Raw genomic sequence first — 17,585 nt, forward strand, 5'->3', positions numbered from 1 at the left:
CCGTGACGCTCTGCGTCACATGCAGGAAACAGCTGGACGCGGAGCGTCCGTGGATGCTTTCCCACGCAGAGCGTGGGAACGATCACGCGTAAGAGTCTATCTCCGCCCTCGCCATTAGTTTAGAAAAATCTGAACTAAGTATTTGCCCGTAGCGATTCTTCCCGGCCACTACATTTCGCAGAATCGGCCCACAGCGGTGCCCGTCTCTCCCCGAGCGTGCAACCGACATAAATAAAACAACGACGATGAGGCCTTACCCGTGGACAAGATTCTTCACCAACCACTGGGCGGCAACGAAATGCCGCGCTTCGGCGGCATCGCCACCATGCTGCGACTCCCCCATTTACCATCTGCTGCTGGCCTGGACGCTGCCTTTATCGGCATCCCGCTGGACATCGGCACGTCCCTGCGCCCCGGCACCCGCTTCGGGCCGCGTGAAATCCGCGCTGAATCGGTGATGATCCGCCCGTACAACATGGCCACCGGCGCCGCGCCGTTCGACTCGCTGTCGGTTGCCGACATCGGTGACGTGGCGATCAACACGTTCAACCTGCTGGACGCCGTGCGGATCATCGAAGAGGCCTACGACAATATCCTCGAACACGATGTGATCCCCATGACTCTCGGCGGCGATCACACCATCACCCTGCCGATCCTGCGTGCCATCCATAAAAAGCACGGCAAGGTCGGCCTGGTGCACATCGACGCTCACGCCGATGTGAACGATCACATGTTCGGCGAGAAGATTGCCCATGGCACGACCTTCCGTCGCGCTGTAGAAGAAGGCCTTCTGGATTGCGACCGCGTGGTGCAAATTGGCTTGCGCGCTCAGGGTTACACCGCTGATGACTTCAACTGGAGCCGCAATCAAGGCTTCCGTGTGGTTCAGGCTGAAGAATGCTGGCACAAATCCCTGGCACCGCTGATGGCCGAAGTTCGCGAGAAAGTCGGCGGCGGTCCGGTGTACCTGAGTTTCGATATCGACGGTATCGACCCGGCCTGGGCACCAGGCACTGGCACCCCGGAAATCGGCGGTCTGACGACCATTCAAGCGATCGAAATCGTGCGCGGCTGCCAAGGCCTCGATCTGGTCGGCTGCGATCTGGTAGAAGTCTCGCCAGCGTACGACACCACCGGTAACACCTCGCTGTTGGGCGCCAACCTGCTGTACGAAATGCTCTGCGTACTGCCGGGCGTGGTCCATCGCTGAGGATCGGTCATGAGCGAACGTGATCAGGTACTCAACGCCGCCGCCGAGCTGGTATCGGCCTTTGCCCGTAACGATCGCGAAGCTTACTTCGGCGCATTCAGCGTTGATGCCAGCTTCGTGTTCTACACCCTCGAGCAGCCCCTGCTGTCGCGCGATGCCTATCAGGCGTTGTGGGACACCTGGCGCGCCGAGGACGGCTTCGAGGTGCTGTCATGCACCTCGAGCAACGCCTTCGTCAGCCTGCAAGGTGACGTGGCGATTTTCATCCATGACGTAGCCACCGAGCTGCGCATGCAAGGGGAGCAACACTTCAGCCAGGAACGCGAGACGATTGTTTTCAAGAAACAGACGTCTGGCCAAGAACAACAAGGCCTATGGCTGGCCTGCCACGAACATTTGTCCGCAATGCCGGAAGGGCTGCCACCCCCTTAGCCAAACAGGTGACGCTCACGCACGATGAGCGCGCCTTTATGATCGGAGCAGATCATGAATAACAACAACAAAGACCAAAGCCTTACGCAAATCGAAACCTACGGGGTCGAACAGATCCCGGACAACGAACGCACCGCAGGCCCGACGGACTTGTTCCGGATGATCTTCGGCGGTTCCAACACCTTTGCCACCGCCGTGCTCGGCAGTTTCCCGGTACTGTTCGGCCTGTCTTTCCAGGCAGGCGTCTGGGCGATTGTGCTGGGCGTGTTGCTGGGTTCGCTGATCCTTGCGCCCATGGGGCTGTTCGGCCCGATCAACGGCACCAACAACGCAGTGTCGTCCGGTGCGCATTTCGGTGTGCACGGGCGGATCGTCGGTTCGTTCCTGTCGCTGCTGACCGCCATCGCCTTCTTCTCGCTCTCGGTGTGGAGTTCGGGCGATGCGTTGATCGGTGGCGCGAAACGCCTGATCGGCTTGCCGGAAACCGACTTGACCCTGGGCCTGGCCTACGGTCTGTTCGCGATCCTGGTGCTGACGGTGTGCATCTACGGCTTCCGCTTCCTGCTGTGGGTCAACAAGATCGCCGTGTGGAGTGCCAGCCTGTTGTTCCTGCTGGGCATCTTCGCCTTCGCCGGTCCTTTCGATGTGAACTACGCCGGCAGCGTCAGCCTCGGTCAACCGGGTTTCTGGGCGGCCTTCATCGGCGCTGCGCTGGTAGCGATGAGCAACCCGATTTCCTTCGGGGCGTTCCTCGGCGACTGGTCGCGCTACATCCCGCGTGACACCTCCAAGCGCCGGATCATGGCGGCCGTGGTGATCTCGCAGATCGCCACCTTCATCCCGTTCCTGTTCGGCCTCGCCACCGCCACCATCGTGGCGATCAAGGCACCGGACTACATCGCGGCCAACAACTACGTCGGCGGTCTGCTGGCGGTGTCGCCGAGCTGGTTCTTCCTGCCGGTGTGCCTGATTGCGGTGATCGGCGGCATGTCCACTGGCACCACGTCGCTGTATGGCACCGGGCTGGACATGTCCAGCGTGTTCCCGAGGGTGCTGTCGCGGGTCAAGGCGACGTTGCTGATTGGCGTGATGTCGATTGCCTTCATCTTCATCGGGCGCTTTGCGGCGAACCTGGTGCAGAGCGTGTCGACCTTCGCCGTGCTGATCATCACCTGCACCACCCCGTGGATGGTGATCATGATCATCGGCCTGCTGGTGCGTCGCGGCTTCTACTGCCCGGATGACCTGCAAGTGTTCACCCGCGGCGAGAAAGGTGGCCGTTACTGGTTCACCCACGGCTGGAACTGGCGTGGCCTGGGTGCCTGGATCCCGAGCGCGCTGGTGGGTTTGTGCTTCGTGAACCTGCCGGGGCAGTTTGTCGGCGTGCTGGGTGATCTGGCCGGGGGCATCGACATCTCCCTGCCGGTGACACTGGGCCTGGCCTCCGTGGTGTACCTGACGCTGCTGAGCCTGTTCCCGGAATCGCGGGAAGTGTTTGGCCCGACCGATGCACGCAGCAAGGGCAAGGATTCGCTCGGTAAACCGGCGTTGCGCCAAGCTGCCTGACTCAACGCATTACCTGTAGGAGCGAGACTTGCCCGCGAAGAACGATGACGCGGTCTGCCTGACAGACCGCGGCGCAGCCATCGCGGGCAAGCCACGCTCCCACAGAAAAGACTGATTTTCGCCTCACCATAAAAAAGACAATCGGAGACACGCCATCATGGCTTTGGATTTATTCGTCGTACTCATCTACGCCGCCGCGATGCTGATACTCGGCTACTACGGCATGCGCAAGGCCAAGACCAACGAAGACTTTTTGGTTGCCGGTCGTAACCTCGGCCCGAGCCTGTACATGGGCACCATGGCCGCTACCGTTCTGGGCGGAGCATCTACTGTTGGCACCGTGCGCCTGGGCTATGTCCATGGCATCTCCGGTTTCTGGCTCTGCGCGGCCCTCGGTTGCGGGATCGTGGCGCTGAACCTGTTCCTCGCCAAACCGCTGCTGAAACTGAAAATCTACACCGTTACCCAGGTGCTGGAAAAACGCTACAACCCGATGGCCCGCTCCGCGAGCGCGGTGATCATGCTGGCGTATGCGCTGATGATCGGCGTGGTCTCGATCCTGGCCATTGGCACCGTGCTGCAAGTGCTGTTCGACCTGCCGTTCTGGCTGTCGGTATTGGTCGGCGGTGGCGTGGTAGTGATCTATTCGGCGATCGGCGGCATGTGGTCCCTGACCCTGACCGACATCGTCCAGTTCGTCATCAAGACCGTGGGCCTGATGTTCATCCTGTTGCCAATCTGCCTGTACCGCGTCGGTGGTTGGGATGAGTTGGTGTTGAAACTGCCGGCAACCGCCTTCAGCTTCACCACGATTGGCTGGGACACCATCATCACCTACTTCATGATCTACTTCTTCGGGATCCTGATCGGCCAAGACATCTGGCAGCGTGTATTCACCGTCAAGAGCGCCAAAGTGGCTCAGGTCGCCGGTACATTCGCAGGCTTCTACTGCATCCTCTACGGACTGGCCTGCGCCCTGATCGGCATGGCCGCTCATGTGCTGATCCCGGACCTGGACAACGTCAACAACGCCTTCGCCGCCATCGTCAAACTGTCCCTGCCGGACGGTATCCGTGGCCTGGTGATTGCGGCTGCCCTGGCGGCCATGATGTCCACCGCCAGCGCCGGCCTGCTCGCCGCCGCCACCACCCTGACCGAAGACTTGCTGCCGAAACTGCGCGGCGGTAAACAGTCGAGCCTGGCGGTCAATCGCCTGTTCACCCTGCTGACCGGCATCGCCGTGCTGGGTATCGCGCTGGTGGTGAACGACGTGATCAGCGCCCTGACCCTGGCCTACAACCTGTTGGTGGGCGGCATGCTGATCCCGCTGATCGGTGCAATCTTCTGGAAACGCGCAACCACCGCCGGCGCTATCGCCAGCATGGGCATGGGCTTTGCCACCGCACTGCTGTTCATGGTCAAGGACGGTATGGACGCCAACACCCCGATCTACTACAGCCTCGGCGTGGGCCTGGTGAGTTTCGTGGTGGTCAGTTTGCTGTCCCGTCGCCCGGCACCGGTGGCGAGCGCCGCCTAAGCTTAAACATGACGACTTGATGCTTTCTTCGACGGGTGTGGCGTCGGTTGCCACACCCGTTTTTTTTCGTCCGGAGAAAACCTTTGATGAAGATTGTTTCTCGCGATCAGTGGTTCGAGGTCAAACAGCTCAGCGACGGGATTCGACTGATTCACGAGCCTTACATTCGGCCCTTTTACCGCTGCAACCTCTGGCACATTCAGGGGCGTGACAAGGATTTGCTGCTGGACAGCGGTTCCGGGCTGGTCAGCCTGCGCGAGCAATTGCCGTGGATCACCGAGCGACCACTGGTGGCGGTGGCCAGCCATTGCCATTTCGACCACATCGCCGGGCATCACGAATTCCCCGAACGGCTGGTGCACCCGGCCGAAGCACAGATCCTCGCCGAGCCCGATGGTGACAACACCCTGAGCAAGGCTTTCGTCGGTGACGACATGTTCGAGGCTCACCCCGACTGCCCGTTGTGCTACGCCGAATACCGGGTCAAAGCCGCACCGGCCACAGGTTTGATTGAAGAAGGCGACGTGCTCGATCTCGGTGATCGGGTCCTGCAAGTGCTGCACACGCCGGGTCATTCACCGGGCGGCATCAGCCTGTTCGAGGCGGCGACCGAAACCCTGTTCAGCGGCGACATCATTTACGACGGGCCACTGATCGAAAACGCCTACCACTCCAACCTCGACGACTACGCTCGCAGCCTGCAACGCTTGCGCGCGCTGCCGATCCGCACGGTGCACGGCGGGCATTTCGGGAGTTTTTCCGGGGAATATTTGCGCACAATGATTGACGAGTGGCAGCGCCGACACGCCTGAAGCCTGCTGTACTCAGCACCAGGGACAACAACAATAACGCCCTCGAAGAACAATCATGACAAGAGATGCCGTTCGTACAACCGTGCACCGCTTCATCAGCCGCCTGCTGGAGGGCCGGGATGACTTCGACGACAACACCCGTCTGGTGCAGTTGGGATTGGATAAAGAAGACATTGAGGAACTGATCTTCCATCTGGAGGATCATCTGGGATTGACAGCGTTTACCGCCGAAGAAGACCGGATGCTCAAGACTGCGACGACCGTCGACGACTTGAGCCGGTTTTTGATTGAGATCGGGCGGTATTAACCGCAACACTTGATCTAACCTGTCGACCACCAAGATCGCAGCCTTCGGCAGCTCCTACAGGCACCCGCAATCGCAGCACAGGCGCACTCCTGTAGGAGCTGCCGAAGGCTGCGATCTTTTTCAGGATAAATAACTTACCTGCGGCGCTGCTGGCGGCGACGTTGTTCGTCGTCAGTGCGAATGGGTATGGGTTGCAGAGGCGGTTCGATCAAACCGAGTGCGACACCCAGGTCATGCAGCCAGTTTTGGATTTTCTCTTTCATGATGCCCCCCTTCAGGGTCGTGCCGAGCGGCCGAAGTTCTGTAGCCCCTTCGCACTGATAATAGTCCGAAGTCCTACGCAATGCTCGCCCAAGATCGCAATGATCTGTTACTAAATTGATCCAAATCCCATACCGCCCGTTCAAGCAATTGCCTGGGCCTGAATCGCTGCCGACGGATACACCGCCTGCTGCTGCTCGATCCATGCATTCAGGTTGGCCCCGACCATGCCTTTGCGCCACATCAGCCAAGTGGTCGCGCTGGCGAACGGCTCGGCCAACGGGTGCACTGCCACGCTTTCGCGCCCTGGCAGGCTGGCGAGCATCGACTCCGACATCAGCGCCACGCCAGAGCCGGCAATCACACAGGCGAGCATTCCCGGATAGGACTCGATCTCCATCGCCCGGCCCATGGCCGCGTGATCATGGGCAAACCAGGCTTCCAGACGCATCCGATAGGAACAGCCCTGCCGAAACGTGAACACCGAACGTCCTTCGACATCCAGTGCGCTGCGTACCGGCGCATGATCGGCCTCGCTGATCAACACCAGCCGTTCGTCGCACAACGGCACGCCGTCGAGCCCGGCCAGTTCCAGCGGGCCGTCCACCAGCGCCGCATCGAGGCGCCCGGTGAGCAGACCTTCGAGCAATTCGCCGCTGGGGCCCGATTGCACTTGCAGGTTCACCGTCGGATAGCTGCGGTGATAACGCGCCAACAGCTCTGGCAGGTGAATTGCGGCGGTGCTGTACATGGTGCCCAGTACGAAATCCCCGGCCGGTTGCCCGCCCTGCACTGCCGCATGGGCTTCGTCGTGCAAGGCGAACAGCTTGGCGGTGTAGTCCAAGAGGACTTTTCCCGCAGGTGACAACTGCAAACGCTGACGCTCACGTACGAACAGTTCGACACCGAGTTGCTCTTCGAGCTGCTTGAGCCGGGTCGACAGGTTGGACGGCACGCGATGCAGGCGTTCAGCAGCGCGGGTAATGGAGCCCTCCTCCGCCACCGCCTGGAAGATCCGCAATTGGCTGAATTCCACGCCATTCTCCAAACCAGAACAAGTTTCTCACTATTATTCATTTTTAAAGAAAATCAATCAGTCCTAGCCTGACGGTCATTGATCCTCGGAACGGAACTCAGACCATGTCCCCTCTGATTCGCTTAACCGCCAGCTTCATCGCCCTGATGATGGCCATGGGCATCGGGCGTTTCGCCCTGACCCCGCAACTGCCGCACTTGCTCAGCGAAGGCCAGATCGACCTGACCGCCGCTGGTCTGATTGCCGCCGCCAACTACCTCGGCTACTTCGTCGGCGCGGTGGACGCGATGTTCGCCCGTCGACCCGACCAGGTTCGTCGGCGCCTGATCGGCGGTTTGTGGCTGTGTGTATTGCTCACCCTGGCCTCGTTCTGGGCTGACGGGTTCTGGTCGCATCTGGTGCTGCGTTTCGGCACGGGCGTGGCCAGCGCCTGGGTGTTGGTGATGATTACCGCATTGAGTCAACCGCTGGCAGCGGCGGCGGGTCGTCCGCGGCTCGGCGCGCTGGTCTTTGCCGGGCCGGGCCTGGGGATTTTTCTGACAGGGTTGCTGGCCTTGGGCTCGAACCTGCTGGGGCAGACGTCCGCAGTCTTGTGGCTGGTATATGCCGGTGTCGGGCTGGTGATGCTGTTGGGGATTCTGCCGTTCCTGCCGCAATCGGCGGCCTCTTCTGTGGCGACACCGCCTACTGCCACATCCGGCACCCAAGGTGTCGGACGTTTACCGGTGATCTATGGTCTGTACGGTTTGGGCTACATCATCCCCGCCACTTTCCTCTCGCAAATGGCCAACGCGCAGTTCCATGGGCAATGGCAAGCCGATCTGTTCTGGCCATGCTTCGGTCTGGCGGCGGCAATCGGGGTGGCGTTGGTGAGCCTGCGTCGGCACAACCCGAATGCCACTCGCCATTGGCTGATGGCAACGTTGTGGTTGCAGGCGGCCGGGGTCTTCGCCTGCCTGTTGGGCAGCGGTGCCGGCCTGGCGTTAGGGGTGATCTTGTGTGGCGGACCGTTCCTGGCCTGCATGCAACTGGTGATGCAGCGCTCCCGGGAACTGGCGCCCCATGCCACCCAGCGCAACGCCGGGCTGCTGACCGCGTGCTTCGCCGTGGGTCAGCTCAGCGGACCGTTGCTGGCCGCGCTGAGCAGCCATTTCAGCGGTGGATTGCAACCCGCGCTGGTGATCGCCGGCAGCGGTTTGCTCATCGCAGGAGGCCTGTTGCAGCGCCCGGTCAGGGTTGCCCAAGTGCTTTGCGCAAACGATGGCGGACCCACTGTTCTGCGCTCACAAAAGTGATCCCGAGCAGCACCAGCACCGCGCCGATCACAAAGTTCAGGCTCAGTTCTTCGCCCAGCAGCACCACGCCGAACGTGACGCCGAACAATGGCGTCATGAACGAAAACACCGCCAGGTTCGCCGCCAGATAACGGCGCAGCAGCCAGAACCAGGTCAGATAACTGAAGAACGACACCACCAACCCTTGGAACAGCACGCTGGCCACGGCAACAGTGGTCAGGCTGACATGGGTGACCTGCCCGCTGAGGATCGCGATCAACAGCAGGCCGACGAAGCCGACGATCAGTTGATAAAACAGCGTCAGGGTCACCGGCGCTTCCGACAGACGCGAGGCGCGCACCACCACGGTGGTCGCGCCCCACGACGCGCCGGCCAGCACGCCCAACGCATCGCCCATCAGCATGCGGTGGTCGAGGTTGTCCCACGACACGCCACCGGCAAACGCAATGGCAATGCCGATGAAGGCGAGAAAAATCCCCAGCCATTGCACCGGTCTTAAACGCTCACTCGGCAGCAGCCAATGCACGCCCAACGCGGTGAAAATCGGCGCGGTGTAGAGGAACACCGACATGTGCGCCGCCGTGGTCAATTGCAGGCCTTCGGAAATGAAAAAGAACTCCAGACCGAACAACACACCCGCCAGCAAGCCGCCGCGCCAGGTAGTGCCGACCTGATCCCAACCGCCCTTCCAGCAGATCAACAATCCTACGAGCAACGCGGAAATACCCGACCGCCCCGCCGCCTGCATGACCGGCGCGATGTCGGGCGCGGCCCATTTGATCATCACCTGCTGCACGCCCCAGATCAGGCATAACCCGACCATCACTTGCAGGGCAAACCCATCGGCGCTACGCCGGGTGGCGCTCACCGGAACACCTCGACAACACAATCCATGGCAGTGACTCGACAGTAAAAGCAAAGCCCCGACCTTCTGGCTGAGCAGAGTGCCGGGGCGAAAAATATGCCGTCGATTATTAACCAGATGGACAGAAAAAGGTGTCTGCAAAAGACCTTTAAATCGCCGCTTGCGTCATCCCGCTACGACCAGCGCCGCCGACTGCTGTGCCTGCTCGCGCTTGGCCAGCGCGAAGTACAGGACGCCGCCGAGAAAGCAGCCCGTGAACCAGGCAAAATTGGCCATTGGCTGCAGGACTGGAATGAAGGTGATCGCAACGCCCATCAGGGTGGCCGGAATCAACGCCTTGACCGCCGTCCAGTTGATTCCGCCGCTGTAGTAATAACGTCCGCTCGGGCCGTCGTTAAACAGCGCATCGACGTCGATCTGCTGTTTTTTGATCAGGTAGTAATCCACCAACAGAATCCCGAACAGCGGCCCGATGAACGCCGCCAGCACGTCGAGGGTGTAGTGAATCACTTCGGGGTTGTTGAACAGGTTCCACGGGGTGATGAAAATCGAAGCCACGGCGGCGATCATGCCGCCGGCGCGCCAGCTGATTTTGCTCGGGGCGACATTGGCGAAGTCGAACGCCGGGGACACGAAGTTGGCGACGATATTGATGCCGACGGTCGCGGTGACGAAAGCAAAGGCACCGAGCAGCACCGCTACGCTGTTGTCGATGCGCGCCACAGTGGCGATCGGGTCGTGAAGCATTTCACCGAATACCGGCAAGGTGCCGGAAACGATCACCACGGTCACCAGCGAGAACGCCAGAAAATTCACCGGCAGGCCCCAGAAATTGCCACGCCGCACGTCGTTCATGCTGCGGCAGTAGCGACTGAAATCGCCGAAGTTCAGGGTCGGACCGGAAAAGTACGACACCACCAATGCCGTTGCCACGATCACTTGACCGAAAGCTTCCCAGCCAGATAGGGATTTTTCCGCCAGGGTGAAGCTAATGTTGCTCCAGCCGGCCTGCCAGACGATCCAGCCAGCGAGCAGGAACATCACGCCGTAGACCACCGGGCCAGCCCAGTCGATGAAGCGGCGGATCGACTCCATGCCAGTCCAGAACACCAGCGCCTGGACGAACCACAGGCTGAGGAAACCGAACCAGCCGAGGTAGGACAAACCGGCAAAGTGCGGTTCGGCGTAGGCCGCCATTGAAGGAAAAAAGCGCAGCACGACAATGATCAGGGCACTGGACGCCAGGTACGTCTGAATCCCGTACCAGGCCACCGCGATCAGGCCGCGGATGACCGCAGGAATATTCGCCCCGAACACACCGAACGCCAGTCGACAGATCACCGGATACGGCACCGCCGCCTGCTGGCTCGGTCTGGCCACCAGATTGGCGATCAATTGCACGATGCAAATCCCCCCCAGCAACGCAATCAACACCTGCCAACTGGCCAGCCCCAGCGCAAACAGGCTGGCGGCGAACACATAGCCGCCGACGCTGTGCACGTCACTCATCCAGAAGGCAAAGATGTTGTACCAATTCCATTTCTGCGGCAGCGGCCCCAGGTCCTGGTTATACAGGCGTGGGCTGTAGCCGTTGGGCAATTGCTCGGTCATCGCAGGGCTCCTCGAAAGTACAGGCGCGGCCCCCGAGATTGATGCGGTGACCACACTGCGTACGGGAGCTGGCATGGTTTGTATACGAGTTGCTACGCAGAATGCGTGCCATACGATCGAAAGATGCGACAAGTCAGGCTTTGAACTCTGTTCAGAGCAAAGCCTTTAGGACGTAGAGGGGGTGATAATGCCCATGAACAGGGCGTCAGCGCCTGCAAACGGTGCAGGACATTATGTATACAAAGAGATAGGTGACTGCTGCGCAGTCAATCGCGAGCGGGCTCGCTCCCACATTGGATTTGTGGTGAGCCTGGGTGTTTGCGCCCGACGCATATTGTAGGAGCTGCCGCAGGCTGCGATCTTTTGACTGTAAAAAGATCAAGATCAAAAGATCGCAGCCTGCGGCAGCTCCTACAGGGGCCGGCGTAAGGTCAGCTGAGTTCGATACGATCAGCGTGAATGACGATCTGGCCGTTCTTGTACAACGCACCGATGGCCTTTTTGAAGTTGCCCTTGCTGACGCCGAACATACTGCTGATCAGCGTCGGGTCGCTCTTGTCGCTGACTGGCAGAGTGCCGTTGTTGTCGCGCAACTTGGCAAGAATCTTCGAGTTCAGGCTGGTGGCGGCTTCTTCGCCCACCGGTTGCAGGCTCAGGCTGATCTTGCCGTCGGCGCGGACTTCTTTGATAAAGCCCTTCTCTTCTTTACCGGCGCGCATGAACTTGAAGATTTCGTTCTTGTGGATCAGGCCCCAGTGCTTGTTGTTGATGATTGCCTTGAAGCCCATATCGGTCGCTTCGGCCACCAGCAAATCAACTTCCTGGCCAGGCGTGTAGTTGGCCGGGGTCTTGTCCAGGTAGCGATCCAGACGTGCCGTCGCGGTGATGCGTCGCGTGTGTTTGTCGAGGTAGACGTGCACCACGACATATTCGCCGGCCGTCATCTGGCGCTTTTCTTCGGAATACGGCAGCAGCAGATCCTTCGGCAAACCCCAATCCAGGAACACGCCGATGCTGTTGACTTCAACGACTTTCAAACTGGCGAATTCACCGACCTGAACTTTCGGCTTTTCGGTGGTGGCGATAAGTTTGTCATCGCTGTCCAGATAAATAAAAACGTTGAGCCAGTCTTCATCTTCGCTGGGAATATCTTTGGGGATATAACGATTAGGCAGGAGGATTTCGCCATCCGCGCCACCGTCCAGATATAAACCGAAGTTAGTGTGTTTAACCACTTGCAAACTGTTGTAACGCCCGACTAAAGCCATGTCCAATACCCTCATTGCGTGGGCGGCATTCTACCCGGTTTTGCGGGCGGCGTTCGGCGGCCGGCCCGGTGGCGCAAGAAAATCCGTCGAAGGCCTTAATTTTCCTGGGTTTTGCCGTGTGCGTTTGGCCGCTCGTCAGGCCGTTCGGCTGGTCTTCCCCCTCGCCAGCCCATCCGAAAAACGCTTTTTCTTCACTTGGGTTCTTAGTTAAAACAGTAGCTTAGGGGAGCATTGCGAATAATAACTTGCGATAAATTGCGTTTCTCCGAGGTGTATTTCGGGAGGATATTTACCAAGCAATTGTCAAGTATTTCCTGTACGATGCCTGGCCAAGTTAATTTCTACAGGTTAATGGCCGCCATGCGTGTAAAAGCATCCAACAGCAAAGCAAAGCCAGCTCCAGCCGTTGAAACCAGCGAATCGATCAACAACCAGATCGCTGCGTTCCTCAAGTCCGGCGGAGAGATCCAGCAAATTGCCAAAGGCGTCAGCGGCCAGACGTTCGGCCCGTCCAAGCAGATCACGCTGGGCAAAAAGTAATTTCCCCCGCGTTAACTGGTCCGTAAGCGCTTTGAGCTTCGAAGCGCTTGGACTGGAACCCTCCCGCAATACCCCATCAAACAAATCAATATTTCAAAAATCGACGAACGGCCCTCGATGCCGAGCATTCGCCGGTATGCTTGCACACGTCTAGATCAAGCGTTTCAGTAGGTTTCAAGGACCTGCTCCTCGCTGTTCATGGAGTGACGCATGCTCAAGCCCTCTCTTTTCCTGCTCTGCAGCGTGCTGTGGTGTTCAGACGCCAATGCGCAAGTCTTCCAGCGCGAACTGGGCGACTTCGACCTCAAACTCGCCACCACCCCCAGCCGTAGCATGGCCCAAGGGCTGGTCAAGCCCTCGACGACCGGCTCGTTCCACGGTGGCCTCGACCTGAGCCACGACAGCGGCTTCTATGTGGGTCAATGGTCCCCCAGCATGGGACTGAGCCCATCCAGCAACCTTGAAGTCGATTCCTACATGGGTTTTAAACAGCCCTTCGATCAATCCCTCGGCTACGAAGTGGGCATGATCCGTTACAGCTACCCGAAAGTGGACACCCTCGACAGCCAGGAGCTGTTCGGCGGCCTGACCCTGCTGGGCAGTCGCTTCGGCGCGGCCTTCAGCAACGACCCGGACAAACAGAACAGCACCCTCTTCGCCGACCTCAGTGGCAATCAGCCGTTCGGCATCGGGATCAGCCTGAAATACACCACCCACCAACTCAACACACCGGTGTCCGTCGACGATGGGTATGTAGGCAGCTTTACCGACTGGTCAGTGAAATTGTCCCGGCCGTTCATGGGCATCGATCTGGACTTGATCTACAGTGATTCAAACCTGAGCGGCAGCGATTGTTCCGCTTACTCCGGCCACAATAGCGAGTGCGACGGTCTGGTTACCCTCAAAGCTGCGCACAGCTTCTATTAATCGGCTGAACTGCCGGGCTCGTCCTGCAATCACATAAGAGAACCCGATAAGAAACCAGGTCTTCGCAAGGATTTGCCATGTCGCACTGGTTGAAACAGATTACCGTCATCATCACCCTCAGTCTCACCGTGGCCGCATGCAGCCGCGTGGGCCTGGCTTACCGTAACCTCGACGTGATAATTCCCTGGACGCTCAGCGAGTACCTGGACATGAACCGCGAGCAAAAGGACTGGTTCAACGAGCGCCTCAAGGAACACCTGATTTGGCACTGCACCACGCAACTACCCGGCTACCTCGATTGGCTTGATCGTTTACAGGCCATGGTCGTGAACAACCAAATCACCGACGCCGCACTGCAAACCCGCACTCAGGAAGCCAAACAGGCCATCGCCGAAACCGCCCTGGAAATCACCCCGTCGGCCATTGAGCTGTTGCAGGGGATGGATGACAAGCAAGTCGCGGAAATGAACGACGCCTTCACCAAGGACCAACGCAAACGCCAAGAGGCCTACCTCAAGCCGTCTCTGGAGCAACAGATCAAAGAGCGGAGCAAGCGCATGGAGAAACGCCTGAATGACTGGCTCGGCCCGCTCAGCCCAACCCAACAGCAACGGGTAATGGCTTGGTCGAATGCCTTGGGTGATCAGAACAAGCAATGGATTGCCAACCGCGCCCATTGGCAACAGCAATTCAGCGCGGCAGTCGCGCAGCGGCAGAGCCCGGAATTCCCACAGCGAATCGAGACACTTCTGGTGAATCGCGAGAGTTTGTGGACGCCGGCTTACCGCCAGGCCTACGCCAACACCGAAGCCCAGGCTCGGGCGTTGCTGGTGGACGTGATGGCCGAGAGCACACCGGTTCAGCGTGAACGGTTGCTGCAGAAGATTGAAGGCGTGCGCAAGGATTTCACTGATTTGAAATGCCTGAAAGCGGCGCGACAGGATTAAACGGACCACCACAATTCAATGTGGGAGCGGACTTGCTCGCGAAGGCGATTTAACATTCAAAATCTTTGTCGACTGTCATACCGCATTCGCGGGCAAGCCTCGCTCCTACAGGTAAGCGTCGTTCACACATTTTGTGAACAACACAAAACCCGTAGGAGCGAGGCTTGCCCGCGAAGCTGTTTACGCTATCAAGCAATCTGCGCCTTCGACGCCACGTCATCAAACGTCAGCTCCTCCAGCGCATCTTCCTGTTCATCCAGCACCTCGCGCGGATGCTCATTACCCGGAATGCTGCTGTCGATCAGGCTCAACAAACTCGAGCCCCGAGGCGTCAAAATGTAGTTCTCGCCATTGCCGCCCTGATCTTCTGGCCGAGGCTCGATATAGCCCCGCAGCAGCAGTAATTTTTCGTACTCACCAGCCACCGTTTTCAGGTGATCCAGGTTCTCAAACGGCTCACCCGCGGCAGCTTTCGCCGCCGCATACTGTTCGGCATAAGGCCGTGGAGTGAAGTTGTGGCCAGCGCCGTTCTGCACTTCATGCAGCAAGCGCTCCATCAAATCCCAGTTATAAGTCGTCATCCTGATCAACCTCCAGAGCCCGTGTGTGAAATGGCCTTCATAGGTTGTGACCGACAGGGAGGGCGGCCGTTCAGCCGAGGTATTTCGCCCTACCGACCGGCGGTATGTCGAATAGGGCACAGGCCAAACGACTAGGCTGTGTAAGACGGTTTACCCCTCTGCGCGGATCGACTTTCGCCAAAGCATGCAGGAGAAATCACCATGAACATTCAGAATCATCCGGTCGTGTCCCGGGAAGAATGGCTCGCCGCCCGCAAACAACACCTGGCCCACGAAAAAGCCTTCACCAAGGAACGAGACAAACTCAGCGCCGAACGCCGCGCCCTGCCCTGGGTAAAAATCGACAAACCCTACCGCTTCCAGGGCCCCAACGGCGAACTGAGCCTGGCCGACCTGTTCGGCGGCCACAGCCAATTAATCATCTATCACTTCATGTTCGCCGCAGGCTGGGACGAAGGCTGCCCGGGTTGCTCGTTCCTGTCCGACCACATCGACGGCGCCAACCAACACCTGGCCCATCACGACGTGGCCGTGGTCGCGGTTTCCCACGCACCGTTCGCCGAGTTCCAGCCTTTCAAACGGCGCATGGGCTGGACATTCGACTGGGTGTCGTCCGAAGGTTGCGACTTCAACTACGACTTCGGCGTCAGCGCCCGGGCCGAAGACGTCGCCGCCGGAAAAGCTACCTACAACTACGAAAAAACCGACGGCGCCGAAGAAGAACTCCCAGGGCTCAGCGTGTTTTATCGCAATGAAGCGGGGGAGATTTTTCACACCTATTCGACTTATGCACGAGGCCTGGATCTGCTGGTCGGTGCCTACAACTACCTCGACCTCACACCCAAGGGGCGTAATGAAGAGGAAATCATGGAATGGGTGCGGCATCACGACCGGTATGAGGACAAGGCAGCGGCCAGTTGCTGTCATGGGGGATAGACCCTCAAGGATCGAGGCTCAGCCATCGGGGGCATTGGCCCAGACTGGACACAGCCCCCATGAACACCACAAGGTTGCGTGGTGTTCTGTAGGTACATGCGGTTGCCTGACTGCAACTGGGGCAAATGCCCTACAACAACCTCGGAATCAGGCACCTTGCACCGCTGGAACGATGAAGCTTATAGTCCGCCCGTCGCCCAAATGGCGATTCAGGTTTGGCGACCTGATTATAGAGAATGCGAAGGCTATCAGCTTAATTGCAGGCGCCAACGCACCCGCAAAGCCGCTATTTTATGGCGGCTGTGCGCGGGAGATCTTCGGATCTGCCGGTTTCTCTGTACCGGTTCGCCAACCTGCGTACAGCTGCCACCCTCTCGTTTGGCGACGACTGAGTGACGGCATTAGCCAATCAAACAGAGATCTTCAAATGAATCGATACATGCCCCTCACCGGAATCGACCTGATCCCGGCGTCTCTACTTATTGATACCCAAGCGCCACTCGACGTCCTGCACGCGATGGCGGATTACCGCATTCGCACGGTCACTCAGGTGCTGGAAAACATCGCCTTTCGTGCCGAGATTGGTTGCGACACAGTGGTGCTTTCCGACTTTTCAAAACTGCTGGCCATACCGCTGCGTGATGGCTGTGATTTGATGGATGTAATTGGCAGACGGCTGCGGGCGCAGGCTGCGGAGTGAATGAAAAACGGGCGACCTATGGGCCGCCCGATTTACATAGGGAATACAAATAAACTAACGTCTTTTACGCAGAAGGCATGCTCGCCACGGGAATGCGCTGCTGAGGCTGCGTTATATCGTAGATATGCTGCTCACAGCGGCTATCAACAAACTGGAACTCCACCAAATAGACCTTGCTTCTTTCCGGCGTGAAAGTGGTTTTGAGCGGACCGCAGCTGTAAGTATTCCCGACGCCCCCACCCTTTGAGTAACCCGACACCTGGAATGGCTGATCGGCATCGGCCTGTACTTCCAGCTGTGGGAAGCGTTTAAGCGTGGCGCTGTTGGCTGCTTCGTTGAGTTTGGCAATCCAGCCGAATACCTTCCCCTGACCTGAATCCACCACGGTTCCAAGCACCTCCATACGCTGGTCAGGATCCGCTGCGCGCCTGATCGCGAACTCTACCGGAGAAGTGTTACCTGAGGCTTTCATGATGACCTTGGCGTGCTGCGCATCGACTGTCACCTTGTTCTGGTGCAGTTGGACACCGTCTTTCAACAGGCTGGGGGAAGACTCCCTGACGTTGGAATGGCAGCCTGGTAATGCCAGAATCAGGGTCAGTGCTAATAGTGTGGTTCTCTTCACGTCTGAATGTCCTTGAAAGCGTATGTTCGGCTGATGAGAAAATATCTGTCAAAGCGGCGCATCATAAATGCTGAGTTCGCTATAGGGGGTCTGTCAGGCCCAAGCGCGTATAGCGCAAAAACAAGGCTA

At 58.8% G+C, this 17,585-nt stretch carries 19 protein-coding genes; 12 read left to right on the forward strand and 7 right to left on the reverse strand.

Annotation, left to right across the window (positions count from 1 at the left end):
• Window positions 1-259: 259 nt before the first annotated feature.
• The 6 genes from speB (at window position 260) to AB7M22_RS19450 (ending at window position 5,864) form a co-directional block, all read left to right on the forward strand.
• The gene (gene speB, locus AB7M22_RS19425) at window positions 260-1,210 is read left to right on the forward strand and encodes an agmatinase (RefSeq protein ID WP_007905133.1); all 951 of its coding nucleotides are present in this window, start codon (window positions 260-262) and stop codon (window positions 1,208-1,210) included.
• A 9-nt stretch (window positions 1,211-1,219) separates the two neighbouring features.
• The gene (locus AB7M22_RS19430) at window positions 1,220-1,642 is read left to right on the forward strand and encodes a YybH family protein (protein ID WP_007905130.1); all 423 of its coding nucleotides are present in this window, start codon (window positions 1,220-1,222) and stop codon (window positions 1,640-1,642) included.
• Between the two features lie 54 nt (window positions 1,643-1,696).
• Window positions 1,697-3,208 carry a purine-cytosine permease family protein gene (locus tag AB7M22_RS19435; protein WP_454187487.1) on the forward strand — a complete coding sequence of 504 codons (1,512 nt, stop codon included), beginning with the start codon at window positions 1,697-1,699 and terminating at the stop codon, window positions 3,206-3,208.
• Between the two features lie 157 nt (window positions 3,209-3,365).
• Window positions 3,366-4,745: a sodium:solute symporter gene (locus AB7M22_RS19440; protein WP_454187488.1), complete on the forward strand. Its 1,380-nt coding sequence runs from the start codon at window positions 3,366-3,368 to the stop codon at window positions 4,743-4,745.
• An 86-nt stretch (window positions 4,746-4,831) separates the two neighbouring features.
• Window positions 4,832-5,557 (forward strand): MBL fold metallo-hydrolase, encoded by a 726-nt coding sequence (locus AB7M22_RS19445; protein ID WP_454187489.1) that lies wholly within the window; start codon window positions 4,832-4,834, stop codon window positions 5,555-5,557.
• A gap of 55 nt (window positions 5,558-5,612) precedes the next feature.
• The gene (locus tag AB7M22_RS19450; protein ID WP_454187490.1) at window positions 5,613-5,864 is read left to right on the forward strand and encodes an acyl carrier protein; all 252 of its coding nucleotides are present in this window, start codon (window positions 5,613-5,615) and stop codon (window positions 5,862-5,864) included.
• Window positions 5,865-5,998: 134 nt separating this feature from the next.
• Here AB7M22_RS19450 and AB7M22_RS19455 read toward each other — a convergent pair whose 3' ends face one another.
• A complete protein-coding gene (locus AB7M22_RS19455; RefSeq protein WP_007905120.1) occupies window positions 5,999-6,127 on the reverse strand; it encodes a PA1414 family protein in 129 nt (42 codons plus the stop codon).
• 140 nt (window positions 6,128-6,267) lie between these two features.
• A complete protein-coding gene (gene ptrR, locus AB7M22_RS19460; RefSeq protein WP_454187491.1) occupies window positions 6,268-7,161 on the reverse strand; it encodes a putrescine utilization regulator PtrR in 894 nt (297 codons plus the stop codon).
• A 104-nt stretch (window positions 7,162-7,265) separates the two neighbouring features.
• On the opposite strand from ptrR, the gene AB7M22_RS19465 reads away from it, so the two are divergent.
• On the forward strand, window positions 7,266-8,456 hold the full coding sequence (locus AB7M22_RS19465; RefSeq protein WP_454187492.1) for an MFS transporter: 1,191 nt from the start codon (window positions 7,266-7,268) through the stop codon (window positions 8,454-8,456).
• Here the strand turns inward: AB7M22_RS19465 and AB7M22_RS19470 are convergent.
• The 3 genes from AB7M22_RS19470 to AB7M22_RS19480 all read right to left on the reverse strand — a co-directional run bounded on the left by AB7M22_RS19470 (window position 8,392) and on the right by AB7M22_RS19480 (window position 12,200).
• Window positions 8,392-9,324 (reverse strand): DMT family transporter, encoded by a 933-nt coding sequence (locus AB7M22_RS19470; RefSeq protein ID WP_454187493.1) that lies wholly within the window; start codon window positions 9,322-9,324, stop codon window positions 8,392-8,394. The two genes, AB7M22_RS19465 and AB7M22_RS19470, sit on opposite strands and share 65 nt — an antisense overlap.
• 162 nt (window positions 9,325-9,486) lie before the next feature.
• The gene (locus AB7M22_RS19475; RefSeq protein ID WP_454187494.1) at window positions 9,487-10,932 is read right to left on the reverse strand and encodes an NCS1 family nucleobase:cation symporter-1; all 1,446 of its coding nucleotides are present in this window, start codon (window positions 10,930-10,932) and stop codon (window positions 9,487-9,489) included.
• Window positions 10,933-11,363: 431 nt separating this feature from the next.
• Window positions 11,364-12,200, reverse strand: coding sequence for a CvfB family protein (locus AB7M22_RS19480; protein ID WP_030131899.1), 837 nt, complete (start codon window positions 12,198-12,200; stop codon window positions 11,364-11,366).
• Between the two features lie 351 nt (window positions 12,201-12,551).
• On the opposite strand from AB7M22_RS19480, the gene AB7M22_RS19485 reads away from it, so the two are divergent.
• The 3 genes from AB7M22_RS19485 (at window position 12,552) to AB7M22_RS19495 (ending at window position 14,614) form a co-directional block, all read left to right on the forward strand.
• Window positions 12,552-12,740: a hypothetical protein gene (locus tag AB7M22_RS19485; RefSeq protein ID WP_017337097.1), complete on the forward strand. Its 189-nt coding sequence runs from the start codon at window positions 12,552-12,554 to the stop codon at window positions 12,738-12,740.
• 210 nt (window positions 12,741-12,950) lie between these two features.
• Window positions 12,951-13,667 (forward strand): TorF family putative porin, encoded by a 717-nt coding sequence (locus AB7M22_RS19490; RefSeq protein WP_454187495.1) that lies wholly within the window; start codon window positions 12,951-12,953, stop codon window positions 13,665-13,667.
• Window positions 13,668-13,744: 77 nt separating this feature from the next.
• Window positions 13,745-14,614 (forward strand): DUF6279 family lipoprotein, encoded by an 870-nt coding sequence (locus tag AB7M22_RS19495; protein ID WP_454187496.1) that lies wholly within the window; start codon window positions 13,745-13,747, stop codon window positions 14,612-14,614.
• Between the two features lie 188 nt (window positions 14,615-14,802).
• On the opposite strand, the gene AB7M22_RS19500 is transcribed toward AB7M22_RS19495, so the two are convergent.
• On the reverse strand, window positions 14,803-15,195 hold the full coding sequence (locus AB7M22_RS19500; RefSeq protein WP_454187497.1) for a transcriptional regulator: 393 nt from the start codon (window positions 15,193-15,195) through the stop codon (window positions 14,803-14,805).
• Window positions 15,196-15,396: 201 nt separating this feature from the next.
• On the opposite strand from AB7M22_RS19500, the gene AB7M22_RS19505 reads away from it, so the two are divergent.
• Window positions 15,397-16,131 (forward strand): DUF899 domain-containing protein, encoded by a 735-nt coding sequence (locus AB7M22_RS19505; RefSeq protein WP_454187498.1) that lies wholly within the window; start codon window positions 15,397-15,399, stop codon window positions 16,129-16,131.
• Between the two features lie 427 nt (window positions 16,132-16,558).
• A complete protein-coding gene (locus tag AB7M22_RS19510; RefSeq protein ID WP_028939944.1) occupies window positions 16,559-16,831 on the forward strand; it encodes a hypothetical protein in 273 nt (90 codons plus the stop codon).
• A 64-nt stretch (window positions 16,832-16,895) separates the two neighbouring features.
• On the opposite strand, the gene AB7M22_RS19515 is transcribed toward AB7M22_RS19510, so the two are convergent.
• A complete protein-coding gene (locus AB7M22_RS19515; protein ID WP_454187499.1) occupies window positions 16,896-17,456 on the reverse strand; it encodes a hypothetical protein in 561 nt (186 codons plus the stop codon).
• Window positions 17,457-17,585 lie beyond the last annotated feature (129 nt).

The organism is Pseudomonas sp. ADAK2 TE3594 (assembly GCF_053628675.1).

Excerpts from the sequence above, each read along its gene's own strand:
- AB7M22_RS19430 (WP_007905130.1), top strand. The coding sequence starts at position 1,220 with ATGAGCGAACGTGATCAGGTACTCAACGCCGCCGCCGAGCTGGTATCG.
- AB7M22_RS19435 (WP_454187487.1), top strand. The coding sequence starts at position 1,697 with ATGAATAACAACAACAAAGACCAAAGCCTTACGCAAATCGAAACCTAC.
- AB7M22_RS19440 (WP_454187488.1), top strand. The coding sequence starts at position 3,366 with ATGGCTTTGGATTTATTCGTCGTACTCATCTACGCCGCCGCGATGCTG.
- AB7M22_RS19445 (WP_454187489.1), top strand. The coding sequence starts at position 4,832 with ATGAAGATTGTTTCTCGCGATCAGTGGTTCGAGGTCAAACAGCTCAGC.
- AB7M22_RS19450 (WP_454187490.1), top strand. The coding sequence starts at position 5,613 with ATGACAAGAGATGCCGTTCGTACAACCGTGCACCGCTTCATCAGCCGC.
- AB7M22_RS19455 (WP_007905120.1), bottom strand. The coding sequence starts at position 6,127 with ATGAAAGAGAAAATCCAAAACTGGCTGCATGACCTGGGTGTCGCACTC.
- AB7M22_RS19465 (WP_454187492.1), top strand. The coding sequence starts at position 7,266 with ATGTCCCCTCTGATTCGCTTAACCGCCAGCTTCATCGCCCTGATGATG.
- AB7M22_RS19475 (WP_454187494.1), bottom strand. The coding sequence starts at position 10,932 with ATGACCGAGCAATTGCCCAACGGCTACAGCCCACGCCTGTATAACCAG.
- AB7M22_RS19480 (WP_030131899.1), bottom strand. The coding sequence starts at position 12,200 with ATGGCTTTAGTCGGGCGTTACAACAGTTTGCAAGTGGTTAAACACACT.
- AB7M22_RS19485 (WP_017337097.1), top strand. The coding sequence starts at position 12,552 with ATGGCCGCCATGCGTGTAAAAGCATCCAACAGCAAAGCAAAGCCAGCT.
- AB7M22_RS19490 (WP_454187495.1), top strand. The coding sequence starts at position 12,951 with ATGCTCAAGCCCTCTCTTTTCCTGCTCTGCAGCGTGCTGTGGTGTTCA.
- AB7M22_RS19495 (WP_454187496.1), top strand. The coding sequence starts at position 13,745 with ATGTCGCACTGGTTGAAACAGATTACCGTCATCATCACCCTCAGTCTC.
- AB7M22_RS19500 (WP_454187497.1), bottom strand. The coding sequence starts at position 15,195 with ATGACGACTTATAACTGGGATTTGATGGAGCGCTTGCTGCATGAAGTG.
- AB7M22_RS19505 (WP_454187498.1), top strand. The coding sequence starts at position 15,397 with ATGAACATTCAGAATCATCCGGTCGTGTCCCGGGAAGAATGGCTCGCC.
- AB7M22_RS19510 (WP_028939944.1), top strand. The coding sequence starts at position 16,559 with ATGAATCGATACATGCCCCTCACCGGAATCGACCTGATCCCGGCGTCT.